Here is a 14,342-nt window from a genome sequence, read left to right on the forward strand (position 1 = left end):
GCCTTTGTTCGATAATCATTGTATCGAACAAAGGCTTTTCAATCTCAAAAATCACACGCTTAAATTCCTAAGTAATTCCTAAGATCACAGTCTGATTTTCCTAAGCGGAAAGGGGTAATGTAATCACAAAGTCTATGGTTTCGTTTTGACTGAATGCAGTAATCGTTCCACCGTGTAAATGTATAATTTCTTCCGCAATAGAAAGACCAAGCCCCGCACCACCTGTATTAGAAAGCCGGGCTTCATCCAACCGATTGAATTTCTCAAATATACTGTTAAGCTGTTCCTCCGAGATTGTTTCCCCACGATTTTCAAAAGTGATCTGAATATCATGTTCTAACCGTTTGGCGGATATAGTGATCTCTGTCTGTGGGTAGCTATATGACGCTGCATTTCGTAAAAGGTTACTGAAAACTCTCGCCAGTTTTTCAGGGTCAGCGTTCACGGATAAGTTATCCTCCGCAGTAAATACCGCTGTATTGCCATTTGCGGAGAGTGTCGGATATATTTCATCTATTACCTGCGCAATCAGACAATGTAAATCTACATTTTCTTTTTTGATAATGACCGTATGTGCATTGTACTTGGTAATTTCAAAAAGTTCATTGATGAGCTTTTCAAGGCGTTCTGCCTTATTCAACGCAACTTTTACATACTTTTCCTTTTGCTGCTCAGGCATATCAGGAGCTTCATGGAGCAGGCTCAAATAGCCGATCACTGTTGTCAGAGGTGTGCGTATATCATGTGCCAGGTACATGACAATTTCATTTTTCTTTTCTTCTGCCTGCTTTGCAGCCTGCTTGCTTAACAGAACAGACATTTTGATCTGATTGAGCTGTTCCTCAAGTTCTTTCAGCGGATCAGACAACGATACGGTATGACTGTTCTGCTCATAGACCGTTTGGGTTGCGTCAATTACTTCATCCAGATAGTCCCACGGCTTTTTCCAATAGTAATTGAAGATACATACAAAGCCTATCACCAGATACAGAATAAACAGCGGACCAAGCCGCCAGTAGAGCCATGCAAAAATACCGTTGTCAAATTTTGAAAAGATGTAGTCCAAGATAAGGGTCAAACCATATCCAACAACGGTATAAACCAGCAATGATAGGTATAGGCGCACTTTAAGGCGCTTTTCTGTTGCCATTTTCTTATTCGACATGAATACACCTCCTACCGATTAGCAAACAGAAGAAAGCCAAGCAGGCCAATCACGACAACACTTACTATGCCTGCCAGAATGGAAAACAGTCTGTTTGCTTTTATTCTATTTCCGATTAACCGGGCTGCTATCGAATATACAGCAAGTCCCAAAAGACCGCCTGCCGTATTTGTGAGTACATCGGTAATATCAGACCGTCCGACTGCTAAGATATACTGCATAGTTTCCAATAAAAAACTTGTTCCAGCAATCAGCATGAATTTCACATATAATTTTGTTCTTGGCAGAAGCATTTGAAGATAAATACCCATAGGCACAAATATCAAGAAATTTTCGAGCACCTCTGTTAAGTGAAATGCTGCTCCAATTTCCCTGTCGTAGTGAAAAGGAATTAAGTTTATACTTCTTATCTTGTCCAGATCACTGATTGAAAATTGTAATTTGAAAAGTATGATCCAAACCAAGAGTGCCAGATAAATTAAGAATAAAATGGTTACGAAGCAATTTGATTTTCTTTTCATAGCGTACTCCTTTCGCTTAAATTTTGTAACCAACACCCCAAATCGTTTTAATATACTGCGGAGTATCGGAAGTATCTTTCAGTTTCTCACGCAGATGCCGGATATGCACAGTAATTGTGCTGCTGTTTTTAGAGTAGTATTCATCTTTCCAAACTGCATGAAACAGTTCCTCAATGCTTACAACATTCCCGGCACTTTCCAAAAGGACCTGGAGGATAGAAAATTCTGTCGGTGTCAGAGAAACCGGCTCACCGTCTAACAGACATTCATGGGTCTGCACATTCAGGCACAATTTGTTATAGGAAAGTTCCGATGGAACTTTCTCTGTGATGATACCGGGCGAATATTTCTTGTAACGTCTTAACTGCGCTTTCACTCTGGCAACTACTTCAAGTGGGCGAAAAGGTTTTGTCACATAATCGTCCGCTCCCAATGTCAGCCCCGTTATTTTATCCGTTTCCTCAATTTTAGCCGTTAGCATGATGATTGGATAAGTGTATTTCTTTCGGATAAGCTGGCAAAGTGAAAAGCCGTTCATATCCGGGAGCATAATATCCAGAATGGCAAGATCAATATCGCCGCTTTCAATACACGACATGGCATCCGTTGCGCAGTAAAATTTATAAACGACGTAATTTTCGTTTTTCAAGTAGACCTCCAACAGATCCGCTATATCTTGCTCGTCATCTATAATTAGTATCTTTTCAGACATATTTTCAACTCTCCTTTTTGCTTGTACTCGATTAAGTATAACAAATACAGCATCTAAATTCACAATGGATTGCATGCGAAATTATTAAGATTTTCCTAACTTTCAAATTTAGGCAACTCAAAATCGCTAAAGCAGATTACATATCAGTTTTTTATGTATGCATTGTACATATATAAAGAAATCTATTCTAAAAACGTTTCGTCATATAATTCCAGAAACATTTTGTCAAGGACTTTTTCATCAAGTTTACAAAAAGCTCGCATCTGCCGCACCTCGTTTTTCAGCATCCGTTTGATTTTGTCGCTCATGGTTTCGGTGCTGGTGGTGCTGAAATGTACGCGCACCTTTGTAGGTTGTCTTTTCAATCTTCCGTACCAGCGCCGGGGTGTTCTGCTCCGTCTGAACGGTCGTTGTGTGGGGTGTATTTTCAGTGTTCATCTACATAGCTTTCTTTAGGTGACACGATCTCTTTTGCCGCCGTTCTCGTTGCCGCCGCGTTTTCCTCCCTGAAGTTCTTTCTGGCAAAAATGAAAAATCAGCAGAACAGCATTTATCGAGTGTTCCGCTGATTTATTATCATTTGTGTTTATTCTTCGCGAATGGCAGATAAAATCCCGGTTTTCCTTAATTCAGCTTTTGCGTATGCCGTGAAAATCATATAGATAACTACCATTGCAGCAATAAGTGCTATGATGAACAGCCACGGTAGTTTTAGTGAGATACAATGATTTACTGCCTCCAAACGCTGGCAAGCTATGATACTGATAATCGTACCCAGCGCAAGTGACACTGTCAGCGATTCACCGAAGTAGATACCAATTTCTCGGCTCAACATAGCTTTTAGCTGCTTTTGTGTTGCTCCGACAGCTTCCAGCAGACCAAATTCCCGTTTTCTATTCTGAAAATCAACCATCAACATATTCATAAGGCTGATACCGCCAAATGTAAACAGGATCGCTGCTGCCATGTATAGTGCCTTTATCGATGAACTGTACCGATACTGAATGTTTTTAATCGTCTGCTCAATCGTATTGACCGATATTTTTCCGTTTTGCTCTGCAATTTCCTGAACAACGTTCAGGACTTCGTCAAAATGACCGGGCGTGACCGTAAGTGCCAAGATACCAGTCTGTTCCGTTATACCTGTCAGATTCTTTGCCATATCGTACGTCATCATAAAATACGGACTGCCTGGAACAACCGGACTACGTTCCATCAAATCGGTTGGGTTATAGGTGCCTACAACAACTGCGTCAACATTAAATGTGCTGCCATCTGGAGAACGCCCTTCCAATTGCAAAGTGTCGCCAACATTCGCAATGTTTTCGGATACCAGTATTCCATATTTTTCAGTCATAACATCGTAATCTGCTGTTCCAGACGATAGAACTGCTTGCTTTTCTGCCAGTTGTTCACGATTTAAGGTCGGGAAATCGTTCATAATACTGGTAAGGGAACCACTTCCGCCGGGAAAGATAATAGACATCTGGACGCTGTTAAATGCAGTTACGCTTTCTATTCCGGCAGTATTTTCTAAGTTGTGCCGCAGTGTTTGACTTTCAAGCGGGTTTTCTTCCAGTTGCAGTTTTGAACTTCCGTACGGCTCAGATTCTTTATCAAACGAACTTCCAACGTGATTCTTCACCTGCAAAAGAATACTGCCAGCAGGATAGTATTTGAAAGCTGCCTGTTTTTCTGGATCGATAGAACCTGCAACTGTAGATGCACCCAGCAAAAGCGCACCACTCACACCCAGCATTACTAACGTCAAAATAGCTTTTTGCCGATTCCGTTGAATATTGATTTTTGCAAGATTGTTAGGTGACAACTTGCGATGCAGATTTGAACTGACCTTTGCTTTCCCGGAATAGGCAAGGTATTTTGCACCCTCAACGGGAGAAGTGTTCATTGCGACTCGAACTGGCTTGAAAATTGCAATATTCACCATTACAATGCCCACTATAGCAATCAGTACCGCATAGACCGTCGCCGTTTTGATTTGAAATCCCTTCGGATACGCAGCGAACCCAATCAGCAAGCCAGCAATTAGTCCAAGAGGAATACCAGTAAAAGCATACAGGAGTCCTTCTTTTCTTGCCATTCGTTTTATTTGCTTTTTTGTCATTCCAATTGTCCGCAGTTGGCCGAACATCTGCATATTTTTCGCAATCTTTGTGTAAAAGACACCATATATAATCGTTGCAGCCAGCACAGTAGTCAATGCAGCCAGCATAGGGATAGGGAGTTGGATACCGGACTGAATAACCCCCGTCATAACGGCAGAATACTCCGTAAGATATATCTGATCTTCTACAATGCCAGTGTTTTCAATGATTTTATCCGTAAAGTCAAGGATGGCATCAGACCGGATTGCATCTGTATTCAGACGGGTATATGCTGTTACTTGAAGGTAATCCATCAGGCTCATGGCGAGATCTTTGCTCAGATAGACAAAATACCCATCGCTCTTGCGATCCTCGTTCAAAATGCCTGAAAGTGTATATTCTGCTTTATCCCCCGTACCGGTCACATCAAAAGTAATGGTGTCGCCGGGACGATATGATTCTCCCAAAAAGTCAATATAATTTTGCGGGAGCATGATTTCATTTGCCTTTTGTGGGAGGCTTCCTTGTAAAGACATTTCCTCCTGATGCGTAAAATAATCTTCGCTCCCATAAGCGACCGTAATTGTCTTATTGCCTGAATAGGATAGTCCGATTGCAGCATACTCGCCAATCCATTGAACGTCTTTACTTTGACGCAAACTGGATAGCTGGTCGTCGGTTATTCCCAGAATTGCGATCTGCGCTTTAGTGCGCTGTGTATTCTTAAATTCTTCCTGCTCACCTGCGGATATTAAAATGATTGAAAAAATCATGCAGACAGAAAGCGCAATCGTAAGGAGCAAAAAGGCTTTGCTTCGCTTATCTGCTTTCCTGCTCCGTTTGGCCAGCTTATTTGTGATAGCACTGGTATCATTCTCAAAAGGCCATGTCATACTGCGTCATCCCCCTTATCCCACGATTTTTCCGTCCTCGATGCGGATAATACGATCTGCAAGGCGGGCAATATCATTGTTGTGCGTAATCATAACGACCGTCTGCTTGAACTCAGCGCTGGTGCGCTTGATAAGTCCCAATACCTCGGCGCTGGTCTTGCTGTCAAGGCTGCCCGTCGGCTCATCGGCAAGCACGATAGCAGGTTTGGTAATCAGAGCCCGGGCAATCGCTACGCGCTGCTGCTGTCCGCCGGAAAGATTATTCGGCAATTTTTTCAGTTTATCTTCCAAACCTAACAAATAAACAATCTCGTTCAAAAATCTCTTATCCACTGTGTCGCCGTCCAATTCAACAGGCAAGACAATATTTTCATATATGTTCAGAATCGGAACGAGGTTGTAATTCTGAAAAATGAAACCGATGTTGCGGCGACGGAAAATAGTGAGTTGTTCGTCATTCTTCTTTGCCAATTCCTCACCGCGGACGATCACGGTTCCACTGGTGGGCGTATCCAGTCCCCCCATCATGTGAAGCAACGTGGACTTGCCGCTGCCGGAGGTTCCAACCACCGCAACAAATTCGCCATCGTCTACAGAAAAATTCACGCCATCAAGAGCACGGGTAATGTTTGGCTCTGTGCCGTAATACTTTTTCAGGTCAATTGTCTGTAAAACGCTCATATAGAAACTCCTTTCAAGGCTACCCGCCTTTTAATGGGGATATTGTAAAACCTAAATGTCCGTGAAATGTTACAACGGTCAATTTGTATCACTGCAAATCAAGGTGGAATGTTACAGCCCTCGGACATTTCAAAAAATGGCAGGCAGTCAAAAACGACCACCCACCACATATTATTTCGCGGGAAGCATGATAGAAAACGCAGATCCATTTCCCAGCGCAGAAACCACCTTAATATAACCGCCCTGTCTTGTTATGATCTCGCGGGCAAGGTACAATCCTATGCCGACGCCGGGCTCGCTATGCACTTCTTCCTCGCGGTAAAAGCGCCGAAAAATAGCTGCCTGATTGCTTTCAGAAATTCCTTTACCATTATCAGCTACTTTAATCTCCACATACATTTCCCATTGTACGACTGATACGGAGATTTTTCCGCCAACCGATGTGTATTTCACCGCGTTATCCAAAAGATTAAAGAGTGCTTCGACCGTCCACTTGCTGTCATGGGAAAGCATCAATTCTTCCGGACAGTTTACGGACACAGAAATCTCTTTTTTCTCTGCGGCATATACGATTCCACTCATGGCCTGCGCCACTGTGTCATATAGGCTGCTTACTTTCTTCTCCAACTGGATTACGCCTGTTTCCAACCGGGAGGTTTTCACAAGCGCCTGAAAAAGAAAATCCAGCTTATCTGTCTGTGTACGGATTCCACGAATAAAGTCCGTGCGCTCTGCCTCAGCCATAGGCTTTTCCAACAGTGTGTCTGTTGCTATTTTCAGATTGCTTACGGGGGTTTTCACCTGATGGGAAATATCCGATACAAGAGACTGCAATTCCTGCCGATCTTCTTCCACCCGGCGACGATCCTCCTGCATGATCTGATATAACCTTGCCAGCCTGTGACCAATTCTGGCAAGCTGTGTCTCACTGTCCTCGGAAAGAGAGATGCCTTTATTTCCGGCAATCATATGGTCTAAGGTCCCGCATAGATCAGAGGTAAAGAGAGCGAGTTTCTTTCCCAATATTTGTGTCAAAGCAAGAAGCCACGCAAGGGCGCACAAAATCAGCACAGCACCGACAGCTAACACCGCAGCTTGCTCTGTTATATAATATAAAATGGCAGCGGCCACGGTCATGGAGCGGATAAGTCCTATTATCACATAAAAAAATAACCGCTTTACTGAAAGACCTTGCAACTTCACTTTGCTTCGCCTCCTGTCCATTGATACCCCAAACCATAGATTGTCTTGATGTAGGGCGCACCGCCATCGGATTCTATCTTGCTGCGGATTCTGCTCACAGAAGTTGTCAGCGTGTGTTCGTCTACAAAACGCTCGTCAATATCCCATAGTTTTTCTAATAACTGTCTGCGCGTCAATACCTGTTTTGGGTTTCTGCGGAACAGATTCAGCATCTTAAATTCCATTGCTGACAGGGTTAGTGAGATGCCGTTTAGTGAAGCGGAATGCTCTGAGAAATCCAAGAATAGCCGCCCATCGTCGTAAACTTCCTTTGCAGACTTATGATGTTCCAACAACGAAAACATCGCTTTGATTTTCCTCTGCAAGGTTCCTACCAAAAAAGGTTTTGTAATATAATCTACTGCACCAACTTCATATCCTCGTATTTGGTCGCTCTCTTGATCGTTGGCAGTCAAAAAAATCACAATTGCATCCGGGCAGTTAGGCTTTACGAGTTTGCACAGTTCAAAGCCGCTGCCATCGGGGAGATTGACATCCAGCAGTATCAAATCAAATTCCCGCTGACGAACAGCTTCAGCAGCGGTTCTGAAATTCAGGGCAGAAGTCACGCCGTAACCGTCTGCTGTCAGATTATAGGACAGCATCTTATTCAAAAAGCTGTCATCCTCAACAATCAAAATTTGCTTCATATCCTCACTTCCTTTTTATCTACAGTATAACAGGCAAATGTCCGTGAAATGTTACATATCCGTAGATTTGCTAATTTTCAGTTGCCCATCAACGTGCTTTTCTGCGTCCTTTGGTATCAGCCACATACGGCTGAGTCTTGCTGCGCCAGATATGCGGTTTTCTTCGCACAACTTCTGTACTTGCCGCTCAGAGATACCCCCACTTTTTCGCCGCTTCTGGAGCAGAGATATATTCGAGCATTATAGTTTCCTCCAGCAAATCAATTTGGCATTTATTATATATGGCCAGCTGAATGATTACAAGAAAGAAAATGCGAATTATTTAAGCTAATTATATGAATACGCAGGACATTTTCTGTGGAAAAGAGGAATTGCAAAATGTAGCTGGGTGATTGAATATGTCTAAAAGAAGCTGCCCACTACGGACAGCCTCTTCTCTATAATAAGATTTTCATTACTGATATATGTCCACCAATCCTGTTTTTAACATTGAATCTGAAAACTCATATGTAGCTCCATCACCATTAAGACTCAGATACATATTATTCAAGTCATTCTCATTTACGATCCATGCCATATTCACCTGTATACTCTCACCAGGTTTTAATGAAGAAATATAGTTTCCTCCATTTCCATAATCCTCTGATATACTGTTGTATGTCATTTCAGCTGTACGTGCAACACCATCCCATATAACACGATCGTAGTCATCTCCGGACTGTTCTGTCGGATCGTAAATTTGATATGATCCATCTTCATGGTCCATCAACAGCAATGTACCAATATAAAGCATATGGTTAATTTCTTCATCTGACTTATTGGTATAAGTAACTGTCGCATAGACGAGCTTTTGTTTCACACTTTCTGTTTTTACAATCTCATCCACTGAATCAATGCCATTACCGAACTTAATATAAGACAGCGTATTATTTACTAAATTTCCATCAGTTCCAACTGCATCAGTCCATTCTTGGATTTTGAGATATACAGATAAAAGTTTGCTTTTGCATAATCCTCTCTTTCCTGAACGTACTCCCTATAACTTGTGCTAACTACAGTTTCCGCCCCGATTTTCTCTGCTTTTTTCTCCGCCAAATGGATAACGTTTTCCATAACCATGCTAAGCTGTCCTGCAGGTATCCCGGCATAATATGAATGTTTCAAAAACAAGACCAGTTATTCAGTTTCTTCCACATCCGGCGTTTCTTTTTCCTGCTCTTTTAACATATCAACAAACTCTACCTCTTGCCCGCTCTCACTTTCTGGATTCTGATCGCTTTTTTTCGTCAACCGCAGGATTGCCCGGAACACGGTTTTACCCTACACAAAGGCAAAGATTACTTTTTTGTTGGAATCAAAGATTCAAATTTACTTTCACTCAACATATCCTATTACACGCTCTCTTAAATAAATTTTTCCATCTTCTATATCAATTACCTTGTACTTACGCAGTGTTCTCAGCGCCTTTTTACATTTCACTCCATCCGGGCAGCTTTCCATTTTTTCTTCACACCAAATTTTAAACTCATCCTGAAAATCTTCCTCATCAATTCCTCTTTCATAGCAATTTTTCTGATGAAGGAAATACAATATATAAGCTTCGTTTTTTCCAATCTCCTGTTTCGTAGATTTCTGGATAAAAAATGCCCCAACAATCAATAATTGCAAATAATTGAAGAAGCTTTCCGGCAGACTAACCGATGCTGCCAACTCCAGAGCTGCAACGATTGCTTTTTTGAGATCCAGTCGTACATTTCCCAGTTTATAGGAGGCTGCTTCCTCTCCCAGAAAAACCATTCCTTTCCTCTCGTCATCCGGGATTACTGTGATGTACCTATCTGCAAGGTCACTCCCTGCCTTTTCACCAAGCCCAAGAACTTCTGCTTCCTGCATCAGCCCGCTTTTTAACCAGTTATCATACTCTATCGCATCCTGCCTTGTCATACTTTTACACACCGCATTCTATTTCTTCTCTCCGTATGGAGGATCTTATCCAATTTTCCACGTTCCATTTTCAATAAAACCTGGTCTTTATATTCATCATAAACATCAAGGAACCCGCTATATAAGTGATTTCCATCCACTGTATCAAAGTCATATTCATCTTTATTCACAACTGCAAACAACCGGTTTTTTCTATCAACCGGCCAGGGATGCTGTGGATCGGAAAGCCTTGATTTGTACAGTACCCGGTCTGTATAATAGTACAGGTCAAAGAAATCCATATACATCATGGGCGCTAGATAAGTGTACTTTTCTAAAATCTGTTCTTCACCCTCTTTCTCCATAATGATTTTCAGGACAATATGATATGCCATCATGTCGGCGTTGTATTCTTCCTTTTCCGGATGCTGTTTGGAATATTGTCTACCCGTATATGCCAGATATGCATGGGCAACTTCATGCGCCAGACTGAAAACCACAATCGTCCAGTAACAATCCTCTGCGAGTTGTAAAATTTGTATATCTCCGGATACCAGTCCCAGAAGCACATCATTCGCATCGGTTCCCTGCATCTTTCCGAAAATACATACATCATTCATCAGAAATAAAACATATTTGAAGCACTCACTGTAAATCTCCAGGTTTCCAAAATCTTTCGACCACTTAAACATAGATAGGAGAAATGCAATAACCGTAGATTCAAACAGTTCATCAATATGGATAAATGCCGGATTTTCCCTGTCATTATATATGTAACTATTAATAGTATGCTGATAATTATTGCTCAGTATGATAGAATCACCCGCATATCCATATTCCTTTTTGAAATATTCCTTTACCACCCCGAACATCTTCTGCAGGTTGTACTTTTCCATGTTTTTGCGTAGCTGTTCTTCCGTAAAAAGGCCAGAAAAGTTCTGCAGCATTCTTTGCATGCCCATCTCATCATCCTTCACAGAACTGCCGCCAAACCGAAACAGATCGTACATCTGAGGGACCATGAACTTTTCTATAAAACCTCTTTCCTTTTGTACCAATACATCTTTTTCCATATTAATGAATCACCCGCCATTTTCCTGCCACTTCTTTTACAATCGGAAACACGATCGGAGCCTCACTAATCTTTTCAATGATTACAAAGAATATTAAAAGAAAAGCAATCCACAAAAACAAATATTTTTTCTCTGCTTTGCTTACAGTTTGCTTCATGTCATTGAGCAGACTGTCATCCTGAAAGCACTCCCGGACATCATCCTCGGTCAATATCCCTTCATAAGATTTTTTTAATTTCTCATAACTATCGTAAACTTTCTCCATCTGAAATTTTGACTGCTTGTAGCAAATAAGAAGATATCCTACTGATCCCACCAGCACCAATTCCAAAATAATTGTAATATCCCTTGTAAAAATATTATCCAGCGGTTGATCTGATACGATGTTCGCAAGAATCACGGAAAACAAAAATCCAAACACTGCTATGATATTGGTCTTGAATTTATCAAGCAGATCCGTTGCATATTCCCCGGTTCTGGACATAATATCACTGATAAACTCCGCTACTTTATTTCTCATTTCAAGATACTGCGTCACATTATCTTTTAAGTACAGATTATAATTAGATTGAATAGAAGCAAGGATTTTTGTATCCACCTTTAACAGCGGCTCGTATTTACAATGCAGACAGATGATATTCCGGGCAATAATTGCCTTGTCAATGGAACTCCCACCTGAATATATCCAATCATATATTTTGTACAACACCCGGTTCCCTTCTACATCGTCTATCTTAAAAGCATAATCTATGGAACGCTGCCCTACAATTTGAAGTTTTATCTGCCCCTCCTGCAACATTGCATTTGATGCCACCATACTGGCTGCTAAAACTGTTTCCAGTCTAAAAAACAGTTCTTTAAACGGATTTCCCTCGTATCCTACTTCTATTTTAAAATCATCTGGAAGAAGCGCGTACACATCCTGATTATAAAGATAAGATGTGTCCCTGCATTCTGACAATCTCTGCTTTCTGTCAAAGGAACATGACGTTTCATTGTTCCCTGTAGGAAGGAAATACATTGTTTTGGTATAAAAGGCGTTTGCATTGTCAAACATTTCAAATACTATACTATTTTCCGCCTCATCCAACAACATAGCAAATATTTTCAGTACTTCATCCATTGGTAATCTGACAATATCTTCAGCAAATTTGTGAAATCGGTAAATAGAAAAATATCCTGCCGATAAAGTTTTGTTTATCTCAATCTTCGCCGAAATAACTTCATCTTCCAAAATTTCTCCCATAAACTCCCGATACTCTGCTTCTGTAGAATTTCTGTTCATCATAAAAGTATCTTCATTCTCGGATTCCAAAAAGATTCTGATTTCATCTCTCAATGGGATCTTCCGCATAATATCCGCCAATTCCGAATAACTCACTGCCTGCTTCGATTGAAATGTAAACCGGGCAGTATAAATTTTTCGGCGCTCTTCCTCAGTCAGATCAGTTATCTTATCCATAATATGGTCTAACAAAATTTCTCCCCCTAACTCTCTGCTTTCCTTTCAAAAGTCCGAAATGTCACATCATTATCTATACGAATTTTAAGATATCTTTTTCCGTCATCTGCCTGATATGCTTCGATAACATCTCCTAAATCCTCAACTGCACTGGTTACTTTAATCTGAATTCCACTATACACATCATATGTTTTTTTCATCTTACGTTTGATTACTGAAAGAGAAGGGTGGAACTGCTGGTCAAAGTGCTGCTCTTCCGGTAATTTCTGCAGTTTCTGCAAGAGCTCCTTTTTCTTTTCAACAGTCATATCATTAGGCGTATAGTTCTTTACATTCCTCTCTAACATTTCAGAAAAGTCAAACTGCTCAGTACTGCTAAAATATAAATATATCGCATTCTGAATCACCATATGATCATACGGTGCCACTTTTTTTAGATTTCTGTTCAATGTATTTTCTATTGCTTTAAACGCTCTTTTTGTATTGCATTCATCGCTTTGAAGTTCTTCTAATTCCAAAAAGTCATGCCACCAGTATTTCGCAACTGTATTAGAGTATATTTTTGCACAAAACTGTTCCGCCCTTACATCATCAATTTCAAATAAGCATGTTTTCCATATCTTTTTCGTATCTTTTGAAAATCCTGATTTAATACTATAATCCGTATCATCGAAAAAATCTGTATGCTCAACTTTTGCCAGCAGGAACAATAAATTTTCATCATGTTCAATTAATGAAAGTATCAGACTCCCCTTCTGTACCTTAATATCCATGCTTGCTACCTGCTCCTGTGCTTCTCTCTCCTTACGCAGCAATCGTTCCGCCATCATATCTATGCTCTGCAGGATTATTTCTTCGTTCGATCTGTTCTCAACGATTTCCAGAATACTACTAATGACTTCCCCTCCAACGGATTGTGTTTTATATTCACGTATTGAAGTATTACCGTTTATATAACCAATCAACTGCTCTATATACTCACCGAATTTAGGCATAATATCTCTCGGCAGTACTTTGTTATTTTCATAGTCAATCACTCTAATCGCTTGTGTAATAATCCTCATGCGTATAGCTCTCCCATCTTATGTATCGGAAGAAGAGTACATACCATATCATCATGCCTGAAGTATAAATTGCCACAGCACTCTTCCCTATTATTTTTCATTAAGTATACCATATTTTGCTGCCAACCCCAAAGAACTTTTGTTATAAACATAACCTTCAAGTAAAGTCCCGTATACGAGGGTCAGCACTACTCTCGCTAATGCCCTTTCAAACATGAATAATGGGATAATTCCAAATTATCCATACTAATAAATATCGTAGTACAAAATTTTCATTTCTGCAATTTGTCCCTACTATTCCTATAGAAACTTTTCCATAATTTTTCTTTCCGGATATCATATGCTTCAATCACTTTACGTTTCGGATCTGATAAGAGAGTAAATGCCAGTCCATATTTTTCTTCAAACCTTCCTAAGAGATGTTACAGACTCCTTACTCACCCCGAGAATGACTACGCCCTTCTCTACTTATTTACATATATATGAAATTTCTCTTTTGTTTGCTTTGCTTATTTATTCTTTTTTAGCAACAAAAAGGCCACTTAGATTTTACAGAAATTCTAAATGACCTTTTTAATTAATTTTACATGTCCCCAAAGCAGAATTTTTCTATTACATCAATTAATAGTGACTGCTCCGTTCGCAGCACACTTAATTGAAAATGTTCCTCCAGCACCTTTTTTAGTCTTTATGTGTTCGCAATAAAAATATCCTAGCGCAGTATCTCCCTCTTTTGAGGCACTTTTGGTAATCACCTTATAAACATTAGGCACAAAAATCTTGCAGTCAGGAGTTGCAGTTGTGCACTGTGCCTGTTTTCCATTATACCTAAAAGTAGCCTTCAAAATATA

Annotated in this window: 14 protein-coding genes and 3 pseudogenes; all 17 read right to left on the reverse strand. The window is 40.5% G+C overall.

Annotated elements, in window-relative coordinates; translation table 11 throughout:
- Positions 1-100: 100 nt before the first annotated feature.
- The gene (locus tag PGQ38_RS02360) at positions 101-1,165 is read right to left on the reverse strand and encodes a sensor histidine kinase (RefSeq protein ID WP_204453193.1); all 1,065 of its coding nucleotides are present in this window, start codon (positions 1,163-1,165) and stop codon (positions 101-103) included.
- A gap of 11 nt (positions 1,166-1,176) precedes the next feature.
- Entirely contained in the window at positions 1,177-1,686 is a 510-nt protein-coding gene (locus PGQ38_RS02365; protein ID WP_204453195.1) for a VanZ family protein, read from the reverse strand.
- Between the two features lie 16 nt (positions 1,687-1,702).
- The gene (gene vanR, locus PGQ38_RS02370) at positions 1,703-2,398 is read right to left on the reverse strand and encodes a VanR-ABDEGLN family response regulator transcription factor (RefSeq protein ID WP_118069938.1); all 696 of its coding nucleotides are present in this window, start codon (positions 2,396-2,398) and stop codon (positions 1,703-1,705) included.
- 260 nt (positions 2,399-2,658) lie between these two features.
- Positions 2,659-2,836, reverse strand: a pseudogene (locus PGQ38_RS02375) (transposon-encoded TnpW family protein); the annotation flags it as partial.
- Positions 2,837-2,984: 148 nt separating this feature from the next.
- Entirely contained in the window at positions 2,985-5,396 is a 2,412-nt protein-coding gene (locus tag PGQ38_RS02380) for an ABC transporter permease (protein WP_204453197.1), read from the reverse strand.
- A 15-nt stretch (positions 5,397-5,411) separates the two neighbouring features.
- Positions 5,412-6,077, reverse strand: coding sequence for an ABC transporter ATP-binding protein (locus PGQ38_RS02385; RefSeq protein WP_148462697.1), 666 nt, complete (start codon positions 6,075-6,077; stop codon positions 5,412-5,414).
- Positions 6,078-6,248: 171 nt separating this feature from the next.
- A complete protein-coding gene (locus tag PGQ38_RS02390; RefSeq protein WP_204453198.1) occupies positions 6,249-7,280 on the reverse strand; it encodes a sensor histidine kinase in 1,032 nt (343 codons plus the stop codon).
- Complete coding sequence (locus tag PGQ38_RS02395) at positions 7,277-7,969, reverse strand: response regulator transcription factor (protein ID WP_148462699.1); 693 nt, start codon at positions 7,967-7,969, stop codon at positions 7,277-7,279. The genes PGQ38_RS02390 and PGQ38_RS02395 overlap by 4 nt, the downstream gene beginning before the upstream one ends.
- 51 nt (positions 7,970-8,020) lie before the next feature.
- Positions 8,021-8,210: pseudogene (locus tag PGQ38_RS02400) on the reverse strand (helix-turn-helix domain-containing protein).
- A 213-nt stretch (positions 8,211-8,423) separates the two neighbouring features.
- A complete protein-coding gene (locus tag PGQ38_RS02405; protein ID WP_173736306.1) occupies positions 8,424-8,828 on the reverse strand; it encodes a hypothetical protein in 405 nt (134 codons plus the stop codon).
- A 74-nt stretch (positions 8,829-8,902) separates the two neighbouring features.
- Positions 8,903-9,133: a hypothetical protein gene (locus PGQ38_RS02410; protein WP_195587472.1), complete on the reverse strand. Its 231-nt coding sequence runs from the start codon at positions 9,131-9,133 to the stop codon at positions 8,903-8,905.
- Positions 9,134-9,343: 210 nt separating this feature from the next.
- Positions 9,344-9,913: a hypothetical protein gene (locus PGQ38_RS02415; protein WP_148462701.1), complete on the reverse strand. Its 570-nt coding sequence runs from the start codon at positions 9,911-9,913 to the stop codon at positions 9,344-9,346.
- Entirely contained in the window at positions 9,910-10,965 is a 1,056-nt protein-coding gene (locus PGQ38_RS02420) for a hypothetical protein (RefSeq protein ID WP_187564936.1), read from the reverse strand. The genes PGQ38_RS02415 and PGQ38_RS02420 overlap by 4 nt, the downstream gene beginning before the upstream one ends.
- A 1-nt stretch (position 10,966) precedes the next feature.
- Positions 10,967-12,442 carry a hypothetical protein gene (locus PGQ38_RS02425; protein ID WP_148462703.1) on the reverse strand — a complete coding sequence of 492 codons (1,476 nt, stop codon included), beginning with the start codon at positions 12,440-12,442 and terminating at the stop codon, positions 10,967-10,969.
- An 11-nt stretch (positions 12,443-12,453) separates the two neighbouring features.
- Positions 12,454-13,491 carry a nucleoid-associated protein gene (locus tag PGQ38_RS02430; RefSeq protein ID WP_204453200.1) on the reverse strand — a complete coding sequence of 346 codons (1,038 nt, stop codon included), beginning with the start codon at positions 13,489-13,491 and terminating at the stop codon, positions 12,454-12,456.
- Between the two features lie 286 nt (positions 13,492-13,777).
- Positions 13,778-13,956: pseudogene (locus PGQ38_RS19670) on the reverse strand (redoxin domain-containing protein); the annotation flags it as partial.
- A gap of 152 nt (positions 13,957-14,108) precedes the next feature.
- Positions 14,109-14,342, reverse strand: a 234-nt coding sequence (locus PGQ38_RS02440) for a hypothetical protein (protein ID WP_270430740.1), incomplete at its 5' end; no start/stop codon positions are given.

This window comes from Blautia faecis (genome assembly GCF_027662325.1).
In the GTDB taxonomy this organism is placed as follows: Bacteria; Bacillota; Clostridia; order Lachnospirales; family Lachnospiraceae; genus Blautia_A; species Blautia_A faecis.

Coding starts and splice junctions, on each gene's coding strand:
- PGQ38_RS02385 (WP_148462697.1), bottom strand. CDS start 6,077: ATGAGCGTTTTACAGACAATTGACCTGAAAAAGTATTACGGCACAGAG.
- PGQ38_RS02430 (WP_204453200.1), bottom strand. CDS start 13,491: ATGAGGATTATTACACAAGCGATTAGAGTGATTGACTATGAAAATAAC.
- PGQ38_RS02360 (WP_204453193.1), bottom strand. CDS start 1,165: ATGTCGAATAAGAAAATGGCAACAGAAAAGCGCCTTAAAGTGCGCCTA.
- PGQ38_RS02420 (WP_187564936.1), bottom strand. CDS start 10,965: ATGGAAAAAGATGTATTGGTACAAAAGGAAAGAGGTTTTATAGAAAAG.
- vanR (WP_118069938.1), bottom strand. CDS start 2,398: ATGTCTGAAAAGATACTAATTATAGATGACGAGCAAGATATAGCGGAT.
- PGQ38_RS02415 (WP_148462701.1), bottom strand. CDS start 9,913: ATGACAAGGCAGGATGCGATAGAGTATGATAACTGGTTAAAAAGCGGG.
- PGQ38_RS02365 (WP_204453195.1), bottom strand. CDS start 1,686: ATGAAAAGAAAATCAAATTGCTTCGTAACCATTTTATTCTTAATTTAT.
- PGQ38_RS02380 (WP_204453197.1), bottom strand. CDS start 5,396: ATGACATGGCCTTTTGAGAATGATACCAGTGCTATCACAAATAAGCTG.
- PGQ38_RS02395 (WP_148462699.1), bottom strand. CDS start 7,969: ATGAAGCAAATTTTGATTGTTGAGGATGACAGCTTTTTGAATAAGATG.